The sequence below is a fragment of the Kribbibacterium absianum genome (assembly GCF_030067705.1).
Taxonomy (GTDB): Bacteria; Actinomycetota; Coriobacteriia; order Coriobacteriales; family Atopobiaceae; genus Kribbibacterium; species Kribbibacterium absianum.
Genome location: NZ_JASJEX010000002.1, coordinates 544,091 through 566,284, shown reverse-complemented (window position 1 = coordinate 566,284; position 22,194 = coordinate 544,091). Strand labels below are relative to the sequence as shown.

At 66.0% G+C, this 22,194-nt stretch carries 27 protein-coding genes and 1 pseudogene; 12 read left to right on the top strand and 16 right to left on the bottom strand.

Translation table 11 applies throughout. From position 1 onward, the window contains the following. Positions 1 to 18: 18 nt before the first annotated feature. Positions 19 to 471 (top strand): zinc ribbon domain-containing protein, encoded by a 453-nt coding sequence (locus QJ043_RS05475; protein ID WP_283713683.1) that lies wholly within the window; start codon positions 19 to 21, stop codon positions 469 to 471. Positions 472 to 829: 358 nt separating this feature from the next. Here the strand turns inward: QJ043_RS05475 and QJ043_RS05470 are convergent, their stop codons facing one another. Then, positions 830 to 1,459 carry an alpha/beta hydrolase gene (locus QJ043_RS05470; RefSeq protein WP_283722759.1) on the bottom strand — a complete coding sequence of 210 codons (630 nt, stop codon included), beginning with the start codon at positions 1,457 to 1,459 and terminating at the stop codon, positions 830 to 832. A 23-nt stretch (positions 1,460 to 1,482) separates the two neighbouring features. Between QJ043_RS05470 and QJ043_RS09805 the strand changes: the two are divergent. Both QJ043_RS09805 and QJ043_RS05465 read left to right on the top strand, forming a co-directional pair. Beyond that, positions 1,483 to 1,941, top strand: a pseudogene (locus tag QJ043_RS09805) (LysR family transcriptional regulator substrate-binding protein); the annotation flags it as partial. A gap of 127 nt (positions 1,942 to 2,068) precedes the next feature. Beyond that, on the top strand, positions 2,069 to 3,196 hold the full coding sequence (locus QJ043_RS05465; protein ID WP_283713685.1) for an SHOCT domain-containing protein: 1,128 nt from the start codon (positions 2,069 to 2,071) through the stop codon (positions 3,194 to 3,196). 75 nt (positions 3,197 to 3,271) lie between these two features. Here QJ043_RS05465 and QJ043_RS05460 read toward each other — a convergent pair whose 3' ends face one another. Continuing rightward, the gene (locus QJ043_RS05460; RefSeq protein ID WP_283722758.1) at positions 3,272 to 5,062 is read right to left on the bottom strand and encodes an ABC transporter ATP-binding protein; all 1,791 of its coding nucleotides are present in this window, start codon (positions 5,060 to 5,062) and stop codon (positions 3,272 to 3,274) included. A gap of 159 nt (positions 5,063 to 5,221) precedes the next feature. On the opposite strand from QJ043_RS05460, the gene QJ043_RS05455 reads away from it, so the two are divergent. Beyond that, positions 5,222 to 5,527: a hypothetical protein gene (locus QJ043_RS05455; protein WP_283713687.1), complete on the top strand. Its 306-nt coding sequence runs from the start codon at positions 5,222 to 5,224 to the stop codon at positions 5,525 to 5,527. 46 nt (positions 5,528 to 5,573) lie between these two features. On the opposite strand, the gene QJ043_RS05450 is transcribed toward QJ043_RS05455, so the two are convergent. Beyond that, positions 5,574 to 5,945: a hypothetical protein gene (locus tag QJ043_RS05450; protein WP_283713688.1), complete on the bottom strand. Its 372-nt coding sequence runs from the start codon at positions 5,943 to 5,945 to the stop codon at positions 5,574 to 5,576. A gap of 192 nt (positions 5,946 to 6,137) precedes the next feature. Between QJ043_RS05450 and QJ043_RS05445 the strand changes: the two genes are divergently transcribed. Both QJ043_RS05445 and QJ043_RS05440 read left to right on the top strand, forming a co-directional pair. Then, positions 6,138 to 6,431: a hypothetical protein gene (locus tag QJ043_RS05445; RefSeq protein WP_283713689.1), complete on the top strand. Its 294-nt coding sequence runs from the start codon at positions 6,138 to 6,140 to the stop codon at positions 6,429 to 6,431. A 196-nt stretch (positions 6,432 to 6,627) separates the two neighbouring features. Then, on the top strand, positions 6,628 to 7,698 hold the full coding sequence (locus QJ043_RS05440; RefSeq protein WP_283722757.1) for a DUF2804 domain-containing protein: 1,071 nt from the start codon (positions 6,628 to 6,630) through the stop codon (positions 7,696 to 7,698). A gap of 26 nt (positions 7,699 to 7,724) precedes the next feature. Here the strand turns inward: QJ043_RS05440 and QJ043_RS05435 are convergent, their stop codons facing one another. Then, entirely contained in the window at positions 7,725 to 7,976 is a 252-nt protein-coding gene (locus QJ043_RS05435) for a hypothetical protein (RefSeq protein ID WP_283713691.1), read from the bottom strand. A gap of 505 nt (positions 7,977 to 8,481) precedes the next feature. Continuing rightward, the gene (murI, locus tag QJ043_RS05430; protein ID WP_283713692.1) at positions 8,482 to 9,360 is read right to left on the bottom strand and encodes a glutamate racemase; all 879 of its coding nucleotides are present in this window, start codon (positions 9,358 to 9,360) and stop codon (positions 8,482 to 8,484) included. A gap of 227 nt (positions 9,361 to 9,587) precedes the next feature. On the opposite strand from murI, the gene QJ043_RS05425 reads away from it, so the two are divergent. Next, complete coding sequence (locus QJ043_RS05425; protein ID WP_283722755.1) at positions 9,588 to 10,193, top strand: hypothetical protein; 606 nt, start codon at positions 9,588 to 9,590, stop codon at positions 10,191 to 10,193. A gap of 19 nt (positions 10,194 to 10,212) precedes the next feature. Beyond that, the gene (locus tag QJ043_RS05420) at positions 10,213 to 10,770 is read left to right on the top strand and encodes a DUF7507 domain-containing protein (protein ID WP_283713694.1); all 558 of its coding nucleotides are present in this window, start codon (positions 10,213 to 10,215) and stop codon (positions 10,768 to 10,770) included. 195 nt (positions 10,771 to 10,965) lie between these two features. Here QJ043_RS05420 and QJ043_RS05415 read toward each other — a convergent pair whose 3' ends face one another. The 9 genes from QJ043_RS05415 to QJ043_RS05375 all read right to left on the bottom strand — a co-directional run bounded on the left by QJ043_RS05415 (position 10,966) and on the right by QJ043_RS05375 (position 18,248). After that, complete coding sequence (locus tag QJ043_RS05415; RefSeq protein ID WP_283713695.1) at positions 10,966 to 11,337, bottom strand: hypothetical protein; 372 nt, start codon at positions 11,335 to 11,337, stop codon at positions 10,966 to 10,968. Positions 11,338 to 11,476: 139 nt separating this feature from the next. After that, positions 11,477 to 12,241, bottom strand: a complete 765-nt coding sequence (locus QJ043_RS05410; RefSeq protein ID WP_283722754.1) for a sulfite exporter TauE/SafE family protein — start codon at positions 12,239 to 12,241, stop codon at positions 11,477 to 11,479. A gap of 23 nt (positions 12,242 to 12,264) precedes the next feature. Next, the gene (locus tag QJ043_RS05405; RefSeq protein ID WP_283713697.1) at positions 12,265 to 12,873 is read right to left on the bottom strand and encodes a hypothetical protein; all 609 of its coding nucleotides are present in this window, start codon (positions 12,871 to 12,873) and stop codon (positions 12,265 to 12,267) included. Beyond that, positions 12,864 to 13,943: a radical SAM/SPASM domain-containing protein gene (locus tag QJ043_RS05400; RefSeq protein ID WP_283713698.1), complete on the bottom strand. Its 1,080-nt coding sequence runs from the start codon at positions 13,941 to 13,943 to the stop codon at positions 12,864 to 12,866. The genes QJ043_RS05405 and QJ043_RS05400 overlap by 10 nt, the downstream gene beginning before the upstream one ends. Next, a complete protein-coding gene (locus tag QJ043_RS05395) occupies positions 13,940 to 15,472 on the bottom strand; it encodes a sulfatase (RefSeq protein ID WP_283713699.1) in 1,533 nt (510 codons plus the stop codon). Before QJ043_RS05395 ends, QJ043_RS05400 begins: the two co-directional genes overlap by 4 nt. Positions 15,473 to 15,569: 97 nt before the next feature. After that, entirely contained in the window at positions 15,570 to 16,400 is an 831-nt protein-coding gene (locus tag QJ043_RS05390) for a PTS system mannose/fructose/sorbose family transporter subunit IID (protein ID WP_283713700.1), read from the bottom strand. Further along, complete coding sequence (locus tag QJ043_RS05385; RefSeq protein WP_283713701.1) at positions 16,400 to 17,212, bottom strand: PTS mannose/fructose/sorbose/N-acetylgalactosamine transporter subunit IIC; 813 nt, start codon at positions 17,210 to 17,212, stop codon at positions 16,400 to 16,402. Before QJ043_RS05385 ends, QJ043_RS05390 begins: the two co-directional genes overlap by 1 nt. Positions 17,213 to 17,249: 37 nt before the next feature. After that, positions 17,250 to 17,732: a PTS sugar transporter subunit IIB gene (locus QJ043_RS05380; protein WP_283713702.1), complete on the bottom strand. Its 483-nt coding sequence runs from the start codon at positions 17,730 to 17,732 to the stop codon at positions 17,250 to 17,252. A gap of 84 nt (positions 17,733 to 17,816) precedes the next feature. Then, positions 17,817 to 18,248: a PTS sugar transporter subunit IIA gene (locus tag QJ043_RS05375; RefSeq protein ID WP_283713703.1), complete on the bottom strand. Its 432-nt coding sequence runs from the start codon at positions 18,246 to 18,248 to the stop codon at positions 17,817 to 17,819. A 331-nt stretch (positions 18,249 to 18,579) separates the two neighbouring features. Here QJ043_RS05375 and QJ043_RS05370 point away from each other — a divergent pair, with 331 nt between their 5' ends. From QJ043_RS05370 to QJ043_RS05355, 4 genes are all read left to right on the top strand, one after another. Continuing rightward, the gene (locus tag QJ043_RS05370; RefSeq protein ID WP_283713704.1) at positions 18,580 to 19,344 is read left to right on the top strand and encodes a DeoR/GlpR family DNA-binding transcription regulator; all 765 of its coding nucleotides are present in this window, start codon (positions 18,580 to 18,582) and stop codon (positions 19,342 to 19,344) included. A 286-nt stretch (positions 19,345 to 19,630) separates the two neighbouring features. After that, positions 19,631 to 20,233, top strand: coding sequence for a hypothetical protein (locus QJ043_RS05365; RefSeq protein WP_283713705.1), 603 nt, complete (start codon positions 19,631 to 19,633; stop codon positions 20,231 to 20,233). 130 nt (positions 20,234 to 20,363) lie between these two features. After that, complete coding sequence (locus tag QJ043_RS05360) at positions 20,364 to 20,630, top strand: type II toxin-antitoxin system Phd/YefM family antitoxin (RefSeq protein ID WP_283713706.1); 267 nt, start codon at positions 20,364 to 20,366, stop codon at positions 20,628 to 20,630. Beyond that, positions 20,623 to 20,931 (top strand): type II toxin-antitoxin system RelE/ParE family toxin, encoded by a 309-nt coding sequence (locus QJ043_RS05355; protein ID WP_283713707.1) that lies wholly within the window; start codon positions 20,623 to 20,625, stop codon positions 20,929 to 20,931. Before QJ043_RS05360 ends, QJ043_RS05355 begins: the two co-directional genes overlap by 8 nt. Before the next feature lie 128 nt (positions 20,932 to 21,059). Here QJ043_RS05355 and lacB read toward each other — a convergent pair whose 3' ends face one another. Then, positions 21,060 to 21,578 (bottom strand): galactose-6-phosphate isomerase subunit LacB, encoded by a 519-nt coding sequence (gene lacB / locus QJ043_RS05350; RefSeq protein ID WP_283713708.1) that lies wholly within the window; start codon positions 21,576 to 21,578, stop codon positions 21,060 to 21,062. A gap of 85 nt (positions 21,579 to 21,663) precedes the next feature. After that, positions 21,664 to 22,092 carry a galactose-6-phosphate isomerase subunit LacA gene (lacA, locus tag QJ043_RS05345; protein ID WP_283713709.1) on the bottom strand — a complete coding sequence of 143 codons (429 nt, stop codon included), beginning with the start codon at positions 22,090 to 22,092 and terminating at the stop codon, positions 21,664 to 21,666. Positions 22,093 to 22,194 lie beyond the last annotated feature (102 nt).

Below are 22,194 nucleotides of genomic sequence, written 5' to 3'. Positions count from 1 at the left end.
GCGAGGAAAGGAGACGCCGTGGCAGTGCAGCAGGTGATCGCGGGCATCCGCCAGGAGAAGGGCCTCACGCAGCAGCAGATGGCGGAGAGCCTCTACGTCACGAGACAGGCGGTCAGCCGCTGGGAGACCGGGGAGTCCAAGCCGACGGTGGACATGTGCAAGCTCATCGCGGCCACCTACGGCGTGCCGGTGGCCGAGCTTCTGGAGATGCCCGAGGAGCTGGGCTGGTGCCAAAGCTGCGGGATGCCCTTCTTCAAAGACGAAGACCACGGCACCGAGGCGGACGGATCGCCCTCCGAGGACTACTGCTCCTGGTGCTACAAGGACGGCCACTGGATCGGCTGCCCCACTCAGGACGAGATGATCGAGCGCAGCGCGCCCTACATGGCAGAGGGCACCGAGATGAGCACCGAGGAGGCGGTGTCGTTCCTGGGCGCGCTGTACCCCACGCTCAAGCGGTGGCAGGCCTGAGCCGCAGCGGTGTCGCCCGAGCCAGACGACCCCTACGAGGCCGTCGCAGCAGACCGTTGCGGCGGCCTTCTCGTCGCTCCGGCCGCCGTCCCTCAAGCGGTGAACGCGGCGACTCGGCACACGGGAGCCATGGTCCGTTCGTATTCCAATTACTACGTTTGAACGTAGTTTCTTGGTGCTACTGCTCCCCCAGCTACGGTCATGCGTATGTTTTGGAACCCGCCACCCCGTCCCGCCCATGAGGACGAGCTTCTCAAACGTCTTCCCCTACGAGAGGCGACGCAGGGGGGTGCGCGTGGGCCGCGGTCCTCGCGTGCGTTCGATCGCGCATGCGAGGACCGCGGCAGTCGCCGCCCCGCTACAGGCTCTCGTCAAAGAACGAGGCAATCCTCTCGAACGGGATGAACTGGAAGTTGTCGTACAGGTCCGTGTGGGTGGCGCCCGGAATCACCGGCAGCTCCTTGTTGTCGCCCGTCAGCTTCTTGTAGGCGTCTTGCGAGAAGTACAGCGAGTGGGCACGCGAGCCGTGGATCATCAGCACCGGGTTCGCGATCTCCGAGGCCCAGGCCAGGATCGGCTGATTGAGCAGCTCTTGGAAGGAGACCGCCATCCAACCGTCCGTGGAGTTGAGCGAGCGGGGATGATAGCCGCGCTTGGTCTTGTAGTAGGAGTAGTAGCCCTTCACAAAGTCGGGCGCGTCATCGGGCACCGGATCCACCACGCCGCCGATGCGCTCCGCGTCCACGTCCTCGCGGTTGGACAGGTAGTCCACGGCCGCCATGAAATCCTCGGAGTTCATGGAAGGCGAGGTCATATAGCGCGGGGACCCGCCGGACTCGCCCGTGGTGGACGGGTCGAAGGCGATGGCCAAGAACCCACGCTCGGCCATCTCTTGCGCGTAGAGGCCGCTGGACTGCTCTTTCACCGCCCCGTAGGGGCCGCACACGGCAATGGCCGGGAGCCGGGTCTCCGGGGCGACGCGCTGCACTGCGGTAACGGAGAGAACGTGGCGTGGCGCCTGGACCGGGGGGGGCAGACTTCGGCGTGTTCATGTCCCAGCCGGGAGTCGAGGAGTACGACCGTCTGCGCCTGACGCCCACTGACGCCTTTGGCTTGCTCATGCCCGAAGGCCATCCGCTGGCCCAGCGCGAGACCGTGGCTCCCGAGGACCTTCTCAACGTCCCGCTCATTGTGTCGGAGGGGACACCGGACTCCGGCCCCTTGGCCGCATGGTGCGGGCCGACGCTTCCCCGGTTGAAGGTGGCGGGCACCTACTCGTTGGCCTTCAACGCTTCTGTGCTGGTAAGAGAGGGGCTGGGCTGTGCGATCGTGTTCGACCGGCTCGTGGCCGCAGGCCCAGGCACGGGGTTGGAGTTTCGGCCGCTGTACCCGCCAGCGGTGTGCACCATCGAGCTGACCTGGAGGCGCGACCAACCGATGACGCCGGCGGCACGGGCGATGCTGGAGTACTTGGGAAAGAAGATGCCCCGTGGGTTTTCCGATGGTTTCACAAATCGACACGGAAAACCACAATGGCCATTGACAATAGCTAGCATTCAGGACGATCATCCACCGACCGCCAGCAAGGGAGCAGTACATGGACGAGTACGTCTACGAAGACGAGCCCACTCTGGACGAAGAGTACTGTTATGCACAGGAGAGCGGCCCGACAACCGAGGCTCAAGCAAACGCGAAAGCCGAGCAAGCGGGCTATCAGCTAATGAAAGCGGCTGCAGCACTCCCCATCGTGCGCATAGACCGCGAATCATTCCTGCGCTCCGAGCTAGCAAAGCGTTGTCCCGACGTGGATATCGACCTAGCTGTGGCCACCACGCCGTTGCAAGCTGGCGTCTCGCCCGACGACATCGACCTCATGGCGACTGACGCCATCAACGTCGAGACCAATCGCTGTGCAGGAGTCTCGTTTTTGGCAGGGATCCCGGGAGGTCTCGGGATGCTCGCCACAGTGCCGGCCGACCTGACACAGTACCTGGGTCATGCCATGCGCGTAGAGCAAAAGCTGGCGTACCTGTACGGTTGGCAGTCCTTCATGGACGACAACGACCAGGTGGACGACCGCACCATCATGGAATTCACGCTGCTTCTTGGCGTGATGATGGGTGTGGGCAGCGCCGCCACCGCCCTTAACGCATTTGCCGCCAAAGTCGCCCAGCAAGGAGTGGCCAAAGCCATTGAACGCCAGGCGCTCACCAAGACCGTGTTCTATCCCGCGCTCAAAAAGGTTCTCCGGGTTGTCGGCGTCAACATGACCAAGAAGACCTTTGCTAACGCGGCGGGGAAAATGGTCCCCGTCGTTGGTGGGGCCATATCCGGAGGCATGACCTATGCGGCGTTTAAGCCATCGGCCATCAAGCTCCGTGAATACTTGCGAGGCCTCCCCATTTCGGGATTCGATCCGAACACCCCCATTTACCGCGAAGGGCCGACCATCGCCGAACAGGTGGGAACTGCCGCGCAAGGAGCCGCCAAAGCAGCTGCGCCCGTGGTTGGAGCAGCGGGCGCAGCGATGGCCGACGGCGCCAAAGCTGCGGGCAAGTTCGTAGGGTCTCTCTTCAAAGGGCCACGCGTTGACACCAAGCCAACTGCGGATCAACCGCAGGAGGATCCCGTCGAGACGCTCAAAAAGATGAAAGAGCTGCTGGACCTGGGGATCCTCACCCAAGAGGAATTCGACACCAAGAAGCGGCAACTGCTAGGGATTTAACCCGTCGCAAGCCTTGGCTCCCAACCCTCCTGGATGGCGAACGGGGCGCGAAAGGCGATTCCTAATTCCTGTGGCTCAGCCTTCCAGGAAGGCCCCCGTCTGGCGGTCCCACAGCTGCTCGTAGGGGCCGCCTGCCGCGACCAGCTCGGCATGGGGGCCGTCCTCCACGATCCGGCCGTCCTGGAGGACCACGATGCGGTCCAGGCTCGCCACCGTGGAGAGCCGGTGCGCCACAACGATGGAGGTGCGCCCGGTCATGAGGGTGGCGAGCGCCTCTTGGATCAGCCGCTCGCTCTCGGAGTCCAGCGCGCTCGTCGCCTCGTCCAGCACCAGGATCGGCGCGTCCATCAGAATCGCGCGGGCAATGGCGATGCGCTGGCGCTGCCCGCCCGAGAGCTTGACGCCGCGCTCCCCCACCATGGTGTCGAAGCCCTCGGGGAGCTTCTCGATGAACTCGAGCGCGTTGGCCTTCTCGGCGGCCCGGAGGACCTCCTCGGGCGCTGCCTCGGGCCGGCCGTAGGCAATGTTGTCGTAGATGGACCGGTGGAACAGCAGCGGCTCCTGAGGCACGTAGGCGATCTGCCGCCGCACCGAGGCCTGGCGCACGCCCCGCACGTCCTGGCCGTCAATGGCGATGGTGCCCTCCTGCAGGTCCGCCAGCCGCAACAGCAGCGTGGTGAGGGTGGTCTTGCCAGAGCCGGAGCGGCCGACGAGACCAACGCGCTGGCCCGCGGGGATGCTCAGGTCAAAGCCGTCGAAGACCTTGTCGTCGTCCGGCGCGTCCGGGTAGTGGAAGCCCACTCCCGCAAAGTCGATGGCACCGCGGGTCACCGTGAGGCCCTTCGCGTCGGGCTCATCGGCCACCAGCAGGGGCTCGCCCAAGGCCTGCGTCATGTCGTAGGCGTCGCCCAGCGCGCGGTTGAGCGTCTGGAACATGGAGCTCAGGCGGTTGAACTGCATGGTGAGGCTGTTGGTGTAGGTGAACATCATCACGAGCGTGCCGGGCGCCACGCCGAACCACGTGTTGCCGCCGGCGAGGAACACCGTGCAGCAGGCCATGATCACCACGATGATGGAGCTCGTGGCCGCCCCGCAGCGGATGTTGGCGCGCATGCGCCGGCCGTCGGCGTCGGCCACCTCCTGGCTCGCCTGGGTGAAGCGGCCGCGCTCGTAGTCCTCGCGGCCGCTGGTCTTGACGGCCAGGATGTTGGTGATCGAGTCGGACAGCTGGCCGGAGAGGCGGTTGTTGGCCGCTGCGGCCACAGCATTGGCGGGCAGGATCCGGCTGTAGAGCCGATACACCACCAGCACGTACACGGCCATGAGCACGAGCAGGACGCACACATAGACCGGCACCAAGCCGGCCAGCATCACGATGGTGAAGCAGGCCGAGCTGGCGATCGCGATCACCGAGTACGTGACGCAGTCGCAGAGCGTGGAGTAGCCGCCCACGAAGCGCTGGACCTGGCTCACCAACGAGCCGCCGAAGCGGTTGTTGTAGAAGGTCATGGACTGGTTGGACAGTGTGTCGAAGGCCAGGTTGGTGAGGTCGTAGCTCGCGCGTATCTCCAGCTTGGCGCAGAAGTAGTCCTGCAGCTTCGAGCCCACCTGGCCGAGGACGTTGGAGAGGACGAGCGCGGCGACGACAGGACCGAAGGCCGTCCACAGCTGGTCGGGCTGCGTTGGGCCCTCGCTCACGCGGTCCACGATGAGGCCGATGAGATAGGGGTTGAGGTAGCTCAGGAAGAACGTGAACGCCAACGAGCTGATGAGGTCGCCGAGGGCCCAGGGCCAGTGTTTGCGCGTGACGGACCAGTAGTAGCGCAGTGTCTGGCGCGTGACGGCGCCAGAGCCTTTTTGGTTCATGGGCACGGCTCGCATGGCGACCTCCCGGATTGAGGAGACAGACACATGCAATGATACTGGGTGGAAGCCGGACGGACGCTCTTCTGTGCGCACTCACGGTGCCCCCTGTCCGTGGGTAGATAGCCCGAGGCACGACATCACCAAGAGAAGGAGCCCGACATGGCAGACGTGGACGTCAACGGCATCTGGAAGACCGAGGTGGACACCCCGATGGGCCACCACACCGTCGAGGTGGAGCTGCACGACAACGGCGGCGACCTCACCGGCGACGTCAAGGTGGGCTCGCACAGGTTCCCGGTGGAGAACGGCACGGTGCGCGGCGAGCACGTGCACTTCGAGGTCACCGTGAAGCGCGGCATCATCAAGGCCACCGGCAAGATTGAGGCCACGATGAATGGCGAGGCTCTGGAGGGCACCGCGAGCGCGATGGGTCAGAAGGTCAAGTTCGTGGCGCGCCGGTCCTAGGATCCGCGGCGCAGGCGCGGGCATCCGGCGCGCATCGGGCGCGGGACTACTCCGCGTCCGGTTGCCCCTCCAGACGCGGCGCGCGCTCGCGACGCGGGAACATCACGGCGCGATAGCTCCAGAGGTGAGCGCCAGTGCCGACGAGCAACGCCAGGGCTGCCAGCTTGTGGGCTGCCGTGCCGACGCCGCCGGCCATCGCGCTCCACAGACCGGTGCCGAGCGCCGCCGCCACGATGCCGAGCAGCGCCCACGAGCCGACGTGGTGGCGCTCGTGATGGCAGGCGAAGTGAACGGCCGCCAGCACGCAGAAGACGGCGCCCGCGTGAGCGTGGAGAACGGGGCCGGTGACGGGCTCGGCGACGGTCAGCGCGAACGCGACGAGCAGGAGCAGGTGAAGGGCTCGCTGGAACAGGGACATGGCTCGGGTCCTCTCGGAACGGCAGGAAGAACGGCCGGGAGAGGATAGCATAAGTTTCCTTAGGTTAACTAACGGCTGCCGGACGAAACGGCCGTGGACTATGCCACAGTGAGGCACAAGCTCGCGAGACGGCATGAAAAACGATTGATGTGCAAACAGGGACAGTCCCCTTTTGCACACGAGGGAGCGCCTGTGGAATCCATCACCAATGTGGTCAACATCCAGCAGTCGGCGATGCCGCTGGTGGCCATCGCCGCAGCCATCATCCTGTGCGTCTGGGTAATCGCCCGCGCGGCCAAGCTCTGGAAGGACGCCGAACGTCGCAAGAAGTGCGCCTGGGCGCTCGCGTGCGTGGCGGCGAGCATCGTGTGCGCGGCGTTTGTGTTCGCGTCCCCGGCCGCCGAGATCTGGTGGGCCCTCGCGTCCTGCGTCCTGGCGTTTGTGGGGTCGGTGCTCACGAACGAGGTACCGGAGGACGTGGAGTAGCGTCCCCGCGCCCGCGCCGTTCTTCCTGCTATTGCGAGAACCGGCCTCCTACCTGCGGTTTCTTGGGATGTGCGGAACAGCAGGAAGAACGGAGGGCGACGGGACAAGAGTGCCGGACACCCGTGTCCCGCCGTAATATCAACGTCGCAATGGGCGCGTTTGCGTCGGTTCTTCATGCTAATATTCAGGAGAATCGATGCCAGCGGAAAGGCGCGCCATGCAGCACGAGGTCGTCTCGCCCCAGCCCCTGTTGGACGTTCACGGCAACATCCGCGAGCCCGGCTACGCCACGTCGCTCGTATGGGAGTACGACCGCGCGCTGATCCAGGCGCCGCGCTGGCGCATCAAAGAATGGGACTATTACTACGTCGGCGACCAGGCCCACGGTTTCGCGGTGACGCTGTCGGACGCGGGCTTCGTGAGCAGCCTGTCGGCATCCGTGCTCGGCTTCGGCGTGGAGGAGCCGGAGCCGTTCCAGCTGAACGGCGGGGCGCTGGGGCTGTTTCCGCTCGGCAAACTGGGGCTGCCGAGCACGAGCGTGCGCGGCGACGTAGCGGCGCGGGTGGGCGCGGCGGACTTCTCGTTCGCGAACGACGGGAACGCGCGTCATCTGGCCGGCACGATCAAGAACTACGCCCGCACCGAATCCGAGTTGGCATTCGACCTGCTGTTGCGAGACGTGCCGCGCGACACGATGGCCATCGCGACCCCCTTTGAGAAGGAGCGGCACTTCTACTACAACCAAAAGATCAACTGCCTCACCGCCTCTGGCTGGGTGAGCTGGGGCGACGGCCGTATCGAGTTCTCACCAGAGTCCGCACTGGCGGTGCTGGACTGGGGCCGCGGGGTTTGGACCTACAACAACACGTGGTACTGGGGCAGCGGCTCAATGCGGCTGGCCAGCGGCGACACGTTCGGGTTCAACCTGGGCTACGGCTTTGGCGACACGAGCGCCGCGAGCGAGAACATGCTGTTCCTGAACGGCCATGCGTCCAAGCTGGGCGACGTGAGGTTCGACATCCCACAGCGCGAGGACGGCACCTACGACTACCTGGGAATTTGGCGCTTCACCGACGAGGACGGCCGGCTCGACCTACGCATGGAGCCCGTGCTGGACCGCGAGGACCCGGTGAACCTCGGGGTGGTGTGCATGATTCCGCACCAGGTGTTCGGCCGATGGTACGGGACGGCGACGCTGGACGGTGGGCGGGTGGTGACGCTCGACGGTCAGATGGCCTTCGCCGAGCATGTCCACAACAAGTGGTGAGTGAGGTGGCCGCCGGTTTTCTCGTGCTAGAGAACCGCCAGGGTCCCGAGACCCACGAGCGCCGTACAGCCCGCCATCATGAGCGCGAGCAGCACGAGACCGAGGAACTCGAACACGAGACCTGCGACCGCGAGCCCGTGGTGCCGGCTGCTCTTGAGGCCGAGGATGCAGAAGACAAGGGCGGCGATCCACACGACCGTGCCCACCCAGCCGCCCACAAAGAGACCCACGATGCTGAGCACAAAACCGGCGATGGCGAAGTTGTCGTTGTTGCTCATGGAGACCCTCTCGTGACGACGAACGGCAGTGACATCAGGACAGCAATCTAAGGGTTTATAATCCCACAGGATTGACACCCCGAACCTTACGTTTCTGTGCGTCGCGAGCCAGGTCCCTGGACGCTTGAGAGAGAGCCATTTGTCCACGCCTGGACGCTTCGGAGAGAGCCATCTGTCCACGGTTGGACGCTTGGGAGAGAGCCGTCTGTCCACGCTCCTCGCGCGGCCGCTTGCGGGGAAACGGTTCCGCACAAGACAAGGGCGCCCGTTGCGGGGAAACGGCGGCCTCATGCCGCCCGTGCGCGCATAGCCCGGGAAGGCGCCCTTGCGGGGAAGCGGTTCCCCGCAAAAGAGGGGCGCCCGTTGCGGGGAATCGCTGGACGCTTGGGAGAGAGCCGTTCGTCCACGCTGTCGCGGGCTGGAGCGTGGACATTTTGCTTTGACCGGAGCGTCCAGGCCCGGACAGACGGCTTTGACCGGAGTGTCCGCGGAGGCGGCCCGGCAGCTACGCGAGACCCTCGAGCGTCGAGACGTCCACATGCGCGACCGAGGCCAGCTGGCGCCCGAAGATGTACTCCCCCGCCACGGCGAACGCCGCCAGCTCGTCCCCAGTGGTCGCAAAGCGGTACCGGGCCTCGTGGCCGGCCGGCGCGAGGGTGCCACCCCGCTCGAGGTAGCGGCGCGCCTCGCGGGCGGTCTCCTCGGCGGAGCTCACGATGGTGACGCCGGGGCCCATCACGGCCTGGTACACGGGCTTCAGCAGCGGGAAGTGCGTGCAGCCGAGGATGAGCGCGTCGATGCCGCGGCCCATGAGGGGCGCGAGGTCCTCCTCGGCCACGGCGCGCGCGGCCTCGGTGTCGAGAAAGGCGCGGTCCTCCATCCAATCGCGGCCGAAGGCGTGCGGGCTCGCGACGGCCTCCTCGACGATGCGCACGGACCTGGGGCTCGGCGCCTGCCAGACCTGCACCCCGGCATCGAGGGCGTGGATGGCGCGCGGGTACTGGCCGGACTCGACGGTGCCCTCGGTGGCAAGGACGCCGACGCGACGGGTGTGCGTGGCCTGGACGACCGCCCGGGCGCCGGGGGCGATCACGCCGAGCACCGGGATCGGCAGCATGCGCTGCATGAGCGGGACGCCGGCCGCCGTGGCCGTGTTGCATGCCACGACGAGCAGCTTGACGTCGTGCTCGGGTTGCGAGAACCAGCGGGCGATCTGGGCGCAAAAGTCACGGACCTCTTCCTGAGGCCGCTCGCCGTAGGGGCAGCGGGCGGTGTCGCCAAGGTAGGTGATGGACTCCTGCGGAAGCTCGGCGGCGATCGCGCGGGTGACGGTGAGGCCGCCGAGGCCGGAGTCGAAGACGCCAATGGAACGGTCGCTGGGCATGGGGGCTCCCAAGGAAGAACGGAAGCGGTCAGGTGCACGTCCAGTATGGCCGGTGCGTTTGGAGCGAACGTGGGGCGCAAGGCCTGTCGGGGGCTACCCGTTCTTCCTGCTGTTGCGACGCGCCGCTCGCGTTGCCACAAGCCCCGGCATTCAGCCTGCGGGCAACAGTGCCAAGGTCCTGTGCGGGGGCGGGCGGGCGGCCGGCAAGACGAGGGAACAGACCAAGCATGTTTACCCCACATGAGAGGATGCCGATGAACGACTTCCGGTCCACCCGGTTCTTTGCCCTGATTGCTCTGTCGCTGGCCCTGGTGGCCGCGCTCTTCTCGCCCACGCCGGCCTTGGCCGAGGGCGACGGCGCGACCGGTGACGTCGCCGCCCCGAGAACCGACGCATCGATCTTGGACCTCGACGCACAAGCGAACCCAGCGTCCGTGTCCCTGGCCAAAGCCGTGCCCGGCACGAACGTGCTCCTCTACCTGTCGATCTCCAACGACGCGACCGCGGCTGGCCAGACCATCCGCAACATCACGATCACCAACAACCTGGGCGTGGAGCTCGACGACGGCACGTGGCACACCCATCTTGAACCTCGACAGGAAGCTCTGACCTTCGGTCGCTACGAACTGACGCAGGCCGATATCGACCGCGGGCGCGTGGACGCGACGTTCGACGCGCAGGGCACACTCGGCTCGACCACGGTGACGGGGTCGACGAGCTTGCATGTGCCCATCGCCCAGAACCCGCAGGTGAGCCTCACGATTGACGCGCCGGCGGAGGTCACGATTTGCCCCCCTAAGTTCTGGCCACTTGATGGTGAGCCTCACGATTGACGCGCCGGCGGAGGTCACCGTGGACGGGACACACGCCACGCCCGACGTCCCGACCACCGTCACGGCGACCAACACGGGCAATGTAACGCTCACGAACCTGCAGCTCACGAGCCATGACGGCAACGCGCTGGTCTGGGACGGCAACGGTACGGCGCTCGCCCCAGGCGAGACGGTCACGGGGACCGCCGTGATCCCGGCAAGCGGGCTGACGTCGAGCGATGACAAGGACGCCGATGTGGTGGCCACGGTCCGAGGACAGCGCAACGAGCTAACGGCGGAGGACTCGGACGCGGACACCGTGACGATCGTGCGGGCTCCGAGCAAGCCGGCGACCGACGAGCCCGGGAGCGACACGGGCGCCGGGGGTTCGGGGACGACCGGGGACGACCGGGGGCGACTCGGGCGAGCACGGCACGACGGGCGACGCGCACGACAAGACCGACCCTGCGGGCACGGTGAGCACGGGCGTCGAGCAATCAGTCGCCGGCAGCGCGAAGTCGCCGACGGCCACGGGCACAAAACGGGGCGCGTCGACAAGCGCGACGCGATTCAAGAGCCGCTCGAGCAAGATGCCTGAAACCGGCGACCCGGTAGTGGATGCGGGTGCGGTTGCCTGCGTGGCCGGCGGTATTGCGCTGGGCGGCTGGGCGCTACGACGTCGGGAGGCGTGACGGCGGACACAGCCCCCGAGCTGCGGAAACGTTCTTCCTGCCAGTGTGACGCCTCAGGTCAGAGGCCCGGTGCTCGGAACAGCAGGTAGAACGGGGCGCCCTCAGCGCTCCTCGGCCGGAGTGGCGCCATAGGCCCGCTGCATCTCATCCACTAGCTGCTGCACCGCTTCTCGGGAGGTGCCCGGCAGCGCCAGGTCCTTCTCGGCCTTGCCCGCCGAGAAGTGCACCACCGCACGGTGCCCGCCGCCCGTGATGCTCACATCGGCCACGCGTCCCCAGGGGTACCGGACGCCGTCAACATACAGCCCACCGCGCCCGACCCCGTTGCGCTGCACCGCCCAGAACAGCCCGAACGCCGCCAGCACGGCCGCCACTGCAAGGCCGCTCCACGTGTGGTCGTGCCACCAGAAGTTGGCTGCCCCAGCGAGCACCAGCAGCGCGGCCACCACCCACGTGCCACGCCGCCGGGGCACCCCTCGGGAAATCCCGCTGCGCTGGCTCACACCCAGCCATCCCGCGTACCCGGCGACCCCAACGGCCAGCAGCCACACCGCGGGGAGAAACGAGCCCAACGTCCCAGCGTCCACAACGATCCTTTCTCGAGGGCCCGCCTCACAGCCAGGCGAACTTCGCCAGATTGCCTAGGCAGATGGCGATGATCACCGCCATGAGCCCGATGAACAGCTTGTCGACCGTGGCTCCACCGAGACCCCGGTTGACGCGGCGCCCCACCATGCCGCCGATGACGCCGCCCGCCACCATGAGCACAAGAACCAGCGCCGGCACGTCGGGCGCGCCGCTTGCCAGCGTGCACAGCGTGGCCGCAGATTGCGACAGGAGGATGATGAACAGCGAGCTGGTCGCGGCCGGCTTGGTGTCGAGGGAGAAGAAGAAGTAGAGCGCCACCAGGTTGATCGGGCCGCCGCCGATGCCGAGGAACGAGGAACACACCCCAAGGCCGAGCCCAATCAGCGCGCACGGCACCGTCCCTTGCACGCAATAGCCGGTAATGCGGTTTTTGAACACGGTATAAAGCAGCGTCCCGAGCGTGACCACCGCGAGCACGGCCGCCTGCACTGCGCCTACCAGCTCTGGTCGACCCACGGCCGTCGCCAGCGCCCCGAGCAGCGCTTTCCCCGCCATTCCCCCAATGGTCGCTCCCACGCCGAGCGGAACGTCTCGGCCCAGGTCGCCCTCCATTGTTTTTTCTGCCAAAGCGCGCACCACCGAGTACGCCGTCATCGCAAGCACCGTGCAACCGGCCAGGAAGTTCACCTGCGCGACGCTCAGCGCGCCGAGTGCGTCCATCACCGGCTTGATCACGATGCCGCCGCCGACGCCGCAGATGGCGCCGATGGTCGACGCGCCAAAGCTCACAAGGAAGGCAACCCACTCCACAACTAGCCTTCCACCGGCGCGTCGAAGCAGGAACCGGCGCGATCCAGGTACTGCTCGGCCGCGGTGTCATCCCCGCGATTGGCGTACTGCACGGACAGCAGGTAGCACAGGCGCGCGGCGGTGCCCTGGTCGGCGTTACGGAGCCGCCGCTTCATGGACTCCACGTAGGCCGACGAGCCATTGAGCAGCACGTCGAACGTCTCGCGGGATTCCTGGGCCAGAGCCCCGTCATCCAGCTCCTCAATCTGGGCCAGCCGCCGAGCCGCCGTCTCTCGGTCCTCCCGCTCTACTGCAACATTGAAGGCCTTGGCCAGCGTGACCGTGCGCTGCTCGGGCGTGAGGCGCATGGCGAGCATCTCGCTGCAGAGGCGCTCGGCCTCGGCCAGGTTGTCGAGCCCCAGATGGCAGGAAAGCTCGAGGAACCGCCGGTTGTAGCGCGGAAAGACCGTACGGGTGACCGGCTCAGCCAGCAACGCGAGGCAGCCGCGGAAGTCCTGGGCCTCCATAAGGCGCTCGAGCCGCCGGGTGAGCGAGCGCTTCTCGTACTCGAAGAACAGGAACCCGAGCACCGCCAGGACCACGAGCGTGGCGCCGACCATCTTCACATCCATGCGGGGGCTCCTTTCCGGAGAGTGGCCAGGCGCGGCCACGCCTGTTCCAAGAACCGACGATAACCGCAGGCCCGCTCGTCAAAATACGCCGAGGCCATGCGCGGGCAGTTGCCGTGGCAGAGGCTCTCGAAACGACAGGAGGAACACTCGGCGCACCGGGAACGCGGGCGCATCAGAAACTCTCGGAGCACCGGCGACACTGCCAGCTCCTCAAGTGATCGCTCCGTCACGTTCCCGAGCCGCCACGGCTCGCGCGCATAGAAGTCGCACGGGTACACCGAGCCGTCCCCCTCCACGACAAACTGCGGCGCGCACCGACCGAGCAGCCCGCAGGTCTGCGGGTGTCGGCCGGACGTCAGCGCGAGCAGATCGTCAAAGAGGCCCACGTGGACCGTGCGGCCGCCGCGCTCCCAGAGGCCCAGCAGTGTGAGGTAGAAGCGCGCGAACGCATCGGGCGTGAGCGCGTGGCGACCGGCCGCCCCGTCCAGCGGCCCCAGGCACGGGATGAACTGGACATAGCGCAGGTCGAGGCGCTCGATGGTGCGCCACACCTTTTGCGGGTGCGCAGCCAACGGCTGCGAAAGGACCATGAGGACGCTTGGTTCTAGACCGTAGGTGCGCAGGCGCGCGATGGCGGCCGCGACGCAATCGAAGGTGCCGGCGCCGTGCAGGTCCGGCCGCAGCCTGTCGTGGAGCTCGCGGTACCCGTCGAGCGAGACGCCCACCAGGAAGCGGTGCTCGGCCAGAAACGCGCACCAGGCGTCGTCGAGGGCGAGGCCGTTGGTCTGGATCGCGAACGAGACATGCTGCCGGTCGCGCTGCGCGGCCACGCGGGCGACGAAGCGCTCAAAGAAGGGCAACCCGGCCAGCGTGGGCTCGCCGCCCTGGAAGTCGAAGGCGATGGAGGCGTCCGGGGCCAGGGCAAGGGCGCGGTCGATGAGGGCGTCCGCCACGGCGTCGCTCATGACCTGGGGCGCGCGGCCCTGGGCCACGTCGCGGTAGAAGCAGTAGGCGCAGGCCATCGAGCAGGCCGACGAGGCAGGCTTGACCAGGAAGCTGACGCGCCTCATGGCCGGGCGTCGCTTTGGCAGGCAGAACGGGCGGCGGCGAGGCCGAGGCGCTCGTATTGCTCGGGCGGCGCGTCGTTCTCGTCCAGGGCGCGAAGCAGCAGGCCCACCATACGGTCCTCGGCCGGGTCGTTGCCTCCGGCTAGGTCGTCCAGCTCTCCATAGTCCACGGCCAGGTCGAAGAGCCGCGTCTTCGAGACCTCCCGCAGCGGATCGTCGCTCTGGTCGATAATCCCGGGCTTCGTCACCGGGACCTTGAACACCGGGTAGTCCGTGCGCGGCAGGAACCGCCCGCACTCGATGGCGCCCGGATTGTCGGTGCCCAGCACGCGCCGGATCGTCGTCGGCATCGCCGCGTACTCAAAGCACGGCTGGTTGCCCGGCACCGGCGCGCGGAAGTACACGTAGCGACCGTCGGTGATGTTCACGTCCATCGCGTGGTAGCCAAAGAGCGCGTAGTCCTTGGTGGGCGCGTCCGCGTCCGTCGCCAGCGGCTTCAGCGAGACGCCCGCCACATCGTCCGGAATCTCAATGCCCGCAAAGTCCAACACCGTCGGCATCAGGTCGATGTTCTGCGTGAGCTGCTGGGCATGCCGTCCGGCTCGCGCGCCGCCCGGGAAGCGAACCAACAGCGGCAGGTGCGCCAGCTCGTTGTAGAGCGGCATGAAGTTCTTGCCGAGGAAGTCGCGCTCGCCCAGGAAGTAGCCGTGGTCCGTCGTGGCCACGAGCAGCACGTCGTCCCAAATGCCCAGTTCGCGCACCTTGTCCATCAGACGCCCGAACCACCGGTCCGTCATGGTGACCAGCGCGTGGTAGCGACGCCTGAGGTAGGCCACCGCGTCGTCGGTCACGTCGCTCTCGCTCTGGCGGGCGTAGCAGGGGATCTCGTAGTAGTCACGGTCGAGCTCGGGCCCGTCGTAGAGGCTCAGGTACTCGTCGGGCACGTCGAAGGGCTCGTGCGGGTCGAAGGCCTCCACCATCAGGAAGTAGTCCTCGGCCTGACCGTTGCGGTCGAGCCAGTCGCAGGCGCTCTGGAACGTGAGCGGCGACGGCATCTGCGCTTCTTCTGGCCATTGCGTGCGGTTGAGCTGGTACTGCCGGCGCACGCGGCCGTAGTAATCGCGCGGCATGTTCGAGGGGTCGTCGATGGCGCTCACCCAGGGGTCGCCCTCCTGGCCGCGGTGGTAGTCCCAGGTGTTGAACTGCTGCAGGTAGCCCTCGCCGCCAGTACGCAGGTAGTGGCAGTGGTCAGTGGTGATGTGGCAGAAGTAGCCGTGCTCACGGAGCACCTGCGGCAATGTGACGTCGAAGGGCTCGATGGGGCCCCAACCGCGCTCGAGGAAGTTCAGCCGACCGGTGAGGATGTCCCGGCGAGCGGGCATGCAGGGAGCGCTACCCACCCAGTGCTCGTCGAACACGCATGACTCGCGCGCGAAGGCGTCGAGGTTCGGCGTGACGACGGGCGACTGGAGGTTGTAGCAGGAGAGCACGTCGCGGCGCAGGGTGTCCATGAGAACGAGGATGGTGCGCATAAGGGATCCTTGTCGGAATAGCAGGAAGAACGAACTCTGATGCCATCGGGCGTCATGGCCGGGGCTCCGCGAACGCGAGCGCCCCGGCCACGAGAGCCTAGGCGAAGATCTTGAGGCCCGGGAAGTAATAGCCCAGGCAGGCGAAGACCAGCGCGAACACGATCAAGCCGACGATCAGCTGCGCGGAGTTCTTGCCCTGGCCCTTCTTGAGCAGGCGGTAGCAGATGAACGTCAGCAGCACGGGCAGCGCATAGGGCAACACCTTGTCCAGCTGGTCCTGGATCACGAGCGGGTCGCCCTCCCCCAGCGGAATCTCGATGGCGCAGGCGAGCTTGACGGTCGTGGGGATCAGGCCGCCCACCACCATCACACCGAGCACATTAGCAAGGGAGCTGAGGCGGTCGAAGACCTGCACGCCGAACTTCTCGATGACCTCCATGCCCTTGGAGTAGCCGCCGTAGAGGCCGTAGATCTTGATGGGCCAGTAGAGGGCGTTGATCATGATGAGCATCACGAGGGGGCCGATGAGGCTGCCGTTGTTGATGCACATCGACGCGCCGATGGACCCGCAGATGGGCGTCCAGGTGAGGTTGAGGAGCGAGTCGCCAAGGCCGGCGAAGGGGCCCATCAGCGAGGTCTTGACGGCGACGACGGTCTCTTTCTGGTCCTCGTCGGTGGTCTCCTCGAGCGCCGCGGCGATGCCGAGGATGAAAGGGATCGCGAGCGGGTGCGTGTTGAAGTACTCCAGGTGGCGCTGCATGGCGCGGACGCGGTCCTCTTTGGGGGCGTCGCCGTACAACTCTTTCAGCACCGGCGCGAAGCAGTAGGTGAGCGAGAGGCTCTGCATGCGCTCGTAGTTGTGAGCGAACTGGCATCCCTGGGTGCGGAGCAGCACCTTGTTGAGGGCGTGCTTGGAAACCTTGGCCATCAGAGATCGTACTCCTCGTCATCGTCTGCGGATGGAGATGCCTCCAGGGCCGGCTGCGCGGCGGCCTTCTTCTGGCTCTCGGAGACGTAGTCGTAGAAACCGGCCACCGCGACGGCCACAAGCGCGATGCCCATGGTCGGAACGCCGAGGTAGGCGCTCATCACAAAGCCGGCGATGAGGAAGATCCACATGTTGCCCTTGAGCATCATCGTGAGGAGCATCGCGAGGCCGACAGCGGGCATCATGCCGCCCGCAGTGGAGAAGCCAGAGAGAACCCAGGGCACCGAGTTCTCGAGGAAGTTCATGATGTCCTCGATCACAAAGGAGCCGATGCCGCAGGCGATGAACGTGGGGATGGCGCGCGTGGCGAAGAAGGACCAGGCGCCGCACCAGAACCACGGGTTCACGGCATCGAAGTCGCCGGTCAGGGCCACTTTGTCCGCCTTGTGCAGCCAGGTGATGTTGGTGGTCATCACGAGGATGTTGAGCTGCTGGACGAGCGTGGCCGTGGGGATGCCGATGGCAACAGCGAGGGCGGTGTCACTCGCGACGTCGCCGCCGCTCATGATGCCGAGCGCGGCGCCCACGATGGTTCCGGAGATGACGTCGGGCGGGACATAGGCGCCGATGTTGTTGACGCCGAGCCACATGAGCTCCATCGTCGCGCCGATGATGATCGCGGTGGTCATGTCGCCCATGATCACGCCGACGCCGACGGACGCGAGCAACGGTTTACGAAAGCCCAGGTGGGGACCGTACTGGTCCCAGGTGCAGAGGCCCGCCCAGATGGCGAGCAAGAGCGCTTGCAGCATGGATGCTCCTCACAGGTGGGGCGCGGCGCCCCGGGGGTTATGCCTCGTAGTTCTCGAGCAGCTCGGAGACGCGGACCTTGGGGTCGCGGGTCGTGGGCTGCATCCAGCACTCCACGCCCATCTCGATGAGCTGCTCCAACGCCTCCTTCTCGTCCTCGGTGACCGACATGTTCTTGTGCAGGCGGCGGCGCTGGTCGTTGAAGCGCATGCCGCTGACGTTGAGGTAGTTGAAAGGGAGGCCGTTCTCGTGGAGCCTGAGGGCGTCCACCGGGTTGGTGAAAAGGACCATGGTCACTTTCTTGATGGTGGTCTTGGTGAGGACGTCAATGAACTTGTCGACGCCAAAGACGTTGACCTTGACCTTGGGCACCGCGAGGCCGGCGACGGACTTTTGGATCGGGTCGTTGGCGACTTTGTCGTCGACGATGATCACGGACTCGATGCGGTAGTCCGGGATCCAGGTGGTGGCGAGCTGGCCGTGGATGAGGCGGTCGTCGATGTCCACGAGCTTGACCGACATGGTGGTTCCTTTCTGCTAACGCTACCTGCGGTTTCGTTCTTCCTGCGACGCAACTCGTCCTTTAGGGCTGATGTGAGGGGAGGCTCAGAGGTCCTCGCCGTCTTCCGTGGGCACCGGTGCCATGTCGATGCGCTGGAGCGCGGACGCGCCCGCCGCCTCGATGACGTTGGCCAGCTCCCACTCCGTGCTGTACTGGCCGCGCGTGATGAGCAGTTCCAGCAGCACCGGCATCGAGAGGCCGGTGTAGGCGAGCAGCTCGAGGCCGGCCGCCTTGACGCGGGCGACGACGTTGAACGGCGTACCGCCGAGGATGTCGCAGAGGCAGACGACCAGGTCGCACTGGCTGGACAGCTGGTCATAGGCGTCGCGGAACGCCGCTTCGAAGTCCTCGAGCGAAGTGTCCGCCTGCAGCGCGAGCGCGCAGATGTCCGGTTGGGGACCGGCCACCATCTCCGCGCTGCCGAGCGCCGCGCGCGCGAACTCCCCGTGGCTCGCAAGGATGACTCCGGTTCGCATGGCCGACTCCCTTCATTGCGACTCTTTGTCACGTCTTGTTACTTTCTGTGAGAAGTGTACCAACAACTTCTTTCAATTAGGCGAGAGGAGAAAAAGGAGGCCACGTCGGCGGACCGGGCTCGGCGAACGGTCGATACAGGGAGCCTAACGGCACCATGATCCGGAGTTATTCCCTTGGCGGAAGCCGACCGGCCGGCCTCGGGTCCGCCGTTGCCCTCTTGTCCCTTCATTGTGAGATTTTGCGAGAAGCTCCCAGAGCATGCTCGCTAATCTTGGAATGTTTTGGGAATGTTTGTTAGGGTGAAGTCACATCCACCGTCAAGGAGGCCCCATGCTAAAGGCAGAGCGACAGGACGCGATGGTCGAACTCACCGACGAGCTGCAGAACCTCTCCATTAAAGAGGCGGCGGAGCGGTTGGGCGTCTCGGAGATGACCGCACGGCGTGACCTGGACGACCTGGCAGAGGAAGGGCGCGTGGCCCGCGTGCGCGGCGGCGCTCAATCGTTGAAGCCGCGGCAGAGCCCGGTGCTGCAGCGTGAGCGCAGCCAGCGAGAGAAGAGCGTCCTGCATGTAGCAGAGAAGCAGGCCATCGGGGCGCTGGCGGCGACGCTGGTCGAGGCGAACGACACGCTGTTTCTCGGCACGGGAACCACCGTCGAGGCCATGGCCGCGCAGCTGCCGCCCGTGCACCTACGCGTGATCACGAACAGCCTGCCGGTGCTGAGTCTCCTGGAGCAGCGCGAGGACGTGGACCTCTACCTGCTGGGCGGGTTCTTCCGGCGGCGCATGGGCGCCGTGGTGGGTTCGGTAGCCGAGGCGACAATGGAGCGGTTCGGCGTGAGCAAGGCATTCATCGGGGTGAACGGGATTGCTGGCGGCCATGCGTACACGTCGACGACCGAGGCGGGCGACGTGCAACGAATTGCGCTGGACCAGGCGAGCCAGCGGTACCTGCTGGCGGACCCGAGCAAGTTCGACCGCCGGGACTTCTACAGCTTCTACGACCTGGCGGACGTGGACGCGGTGGTGGCGGGGTCGGGGTTCTCGGCGGAGGCGAAGGCGGCCGTGGAGCAGTACGCGCCGGTGATTGAGTAGCAGGTCGTTTTTCCTGCCGCTGCGAGAGGGAACGGTTCTACATGCCATTGCGAGAGGAGGCCCGTTCTTCCTGCTGTTGCGAGAGGCGGGCCGTTCTCCCTGCTGTTGCGAGAGGCGCCGTTCTTCCTGCTGCTGCGAGACCCCAGGCCAACGCGCCTGTGCTCGAAACAGCATGCAGAACGGAAGGATCCGGGTCGAAATTATCGGACGGTTTCAGGCCTCTCGCATTAGCATGAAAAAGGGACTGCCGGGAATTCTCCGGAGAGACGTGCTCGAAAGGACGCCCATGGTCGCACCGTCTTCTCGTCACCGTTGGTGCCTGCTCGCGCTGCTCGTGGCAGTGGTCGCCGCGCTCGCCATTGCGCCGGTTCCGGCGTGGGCGAACGAGGCCACGGACGACACGCCCGCCGAGGAGGTCCCCGGCGACGACACGCAAGGCTCCGACACGGAGACCGACGAGCCGGCCGACGACGAGACCGGCGGCGACACCACGGACACCGAGAAGCCCGCAACGGCCGATATCACCTGTGAAATCATCGAGACCGGCATCCTCAAGACCCTCGACAACCTGCTCGGCAGCGCGCTCAGCTTCGGCAGCAGCGCGTTCATCGAGGCGTTCCAGGCCATGCTCAAGAGCCTGTTCTCGGGCGACGTCTCGGGCCTGTTCTCGTCGCTGCTGATGAGCTCGGCGCTGGCAGCGGACACGAGCACGACCGGCACGAGCGCGCTGTCACTCAGCTCGCTGCTCGCGTCCACATCGAGCAGCGCGACAACGACGTCCTCGACCACGCCCGACACGAGCGACCCCACTGTCAGCGTTGCCCCGCTGGTTCTGGCGGGCGCCGCAGCGGGCATGGGCGGTCTGGCGCTGCGCCGACGCACCGAGTGACCGCTCCCGTTTTTCATGCCAAAACGAGCAAAGCCCCTTCTGGCAGGTGCTTTGCTCGTTGTGCTCGTTTTGGCCGGCAGAACGAGCAGCCCAACGGGGTACAATGGGGCCACACCCAAAGGAGGCCCCCATGCCCACCATGGCACCCGTGCGCGAGATGAAAGACACCGCAAAGTTCCAGGAACTGGTTGAGCACAGCGACGGGCCCGTGTTCGTCACGAACAACGGGCGTGAGGCCATGGTCACCATGCGACCCGAGGACTACGATGCGCTGCTGCAGGAGGCGGCCAAGGCGCGGCTCCTCTCTCGCGTGTTGCTCGCCGAGGACGAGTACGAGCGCGGAGCGACGGTCAACGGCAAGGCGCTCCTGGCGCGCCTGAAGAACCGTCATGGCTAAGCCGTGGGTTCTGGCCGACAGCGCGGCGCTCGAACTGGAGCAGATTCAAAGCTACCTCGATGAGCGGACGGGCGGCCCCTCTGTGTTCGACGACCTTGCCGATGGCATTGACGAGACGATGGAGCAGGTCTGCGCGTTCCCCGAACTCTTTGATGTGAGCATCCTGCCGGAGTTGGCGGCCCTCGGTTACCGCGCGTTCACGGTGGGCCGCTACGTAGTGCTGTACACGATCAAACCGGACTGCATCTTTGTCGCGCACGTGTTCCACGGATCCCAGGATTACGCGAAGCTCGTGTTGTAAGGTTCCCGTTCTTCATGCCAAAACGAGCAAAGCCCCCTTCCGGCAGGGGCTTGCTCGTTGTGCTCGTTTTGGCCGGCAGAACGGGTGCGTCCAACCGTGGACAACTGGCTTTGACCCAAGCGTCCGGGCTAGTCGTGGTAGTAGCCCTCGTCCCATTTGACGAGGAACTCGTCGAAGAAGTCCGGGCTCGCCTGCGCCTCGGCGTCCCCCTGCCACACGGCGTCGATCTTCGCGACCATCGCGTCGTTCTCGGGCGTGGACTGATACTCGGCGTTAAGGAACGCGTCCACGATGTCGTGCAGCAAGAACTCGCCGCAGATCTTGCCGCCAAAGCCGCAGACGTTCGCGGCCAGGTTCTCGCGGGCGTAGACGGCCGTCGCCATATCGCGCACCAGGCAGCAGCGGGCGCCCGGCACCTTGTTGACGGAGTTCGTGATACCCACGCCGGTGCCGCACATCACAACGCCGGCATCGGCCTCGCCGGAGGTCACGGCCTCGGCCACGCGCTTGCCATAAATTGGGTAATGGGTGCGTGCGTGATCGTACGTGCCACAGTCGATGACCTCGTAGCCTTGCGCCTTGAGGTGGTCTGCCAGTTTCATCTTTTCGTCGGTGACGATGTGGTCGCAGCCAATGGCGATCTTCATAGAGTGTGCTCCTTATATCAGGACTCGTTCTTCCTGCCAAGGCGACAGGAAGGGCCTCGAAATAGCAGGAAAAATGAAAGCGCAGCTAGGCCATCTTGTTGAGCATGTCCACACGAACCTGGTGGCGGCCACCGGCGTAGGCCTCCTGCAGGAACTGGTCGCAGATGCCCTTCGCGATGACAGGGCCGGTCACGCCCGCGCCCATCGTGATGAGGCGCGCGTTGTTGTGCTGGCGCGTCATGAAGGCGCTCCGCTCGTCGGAGCACTCGCACGCCACGATGCCCTTCACCTTGCAGGCGGCCATGTAGCTGCCGGCGCCGTACTCGTCGAACGCGAAGCCGAGGGCGTCCGGGTCGGCGAGCAGCTCCTGGGCCACCGCGACGGCGGAGTCCACAAAGTCCGCAGCCGGCTCGACGGAGAGGTCGACGACGTTGTGGCCGGACTCGACGAGGTGGGCCTTCACGACCTCCTTGAGCGACATGCCGCCCGCGTCCGAGCCGATGATGATGCGCATGGATGCTCCCTTTCCCGGGGCCCCGACTGGCTCCCGTTTTTCATGCTGTTCCGTACTTTTGGCCATCTACCTGCGGCGGCGCTTTGGCAGGAAAAACGAGAA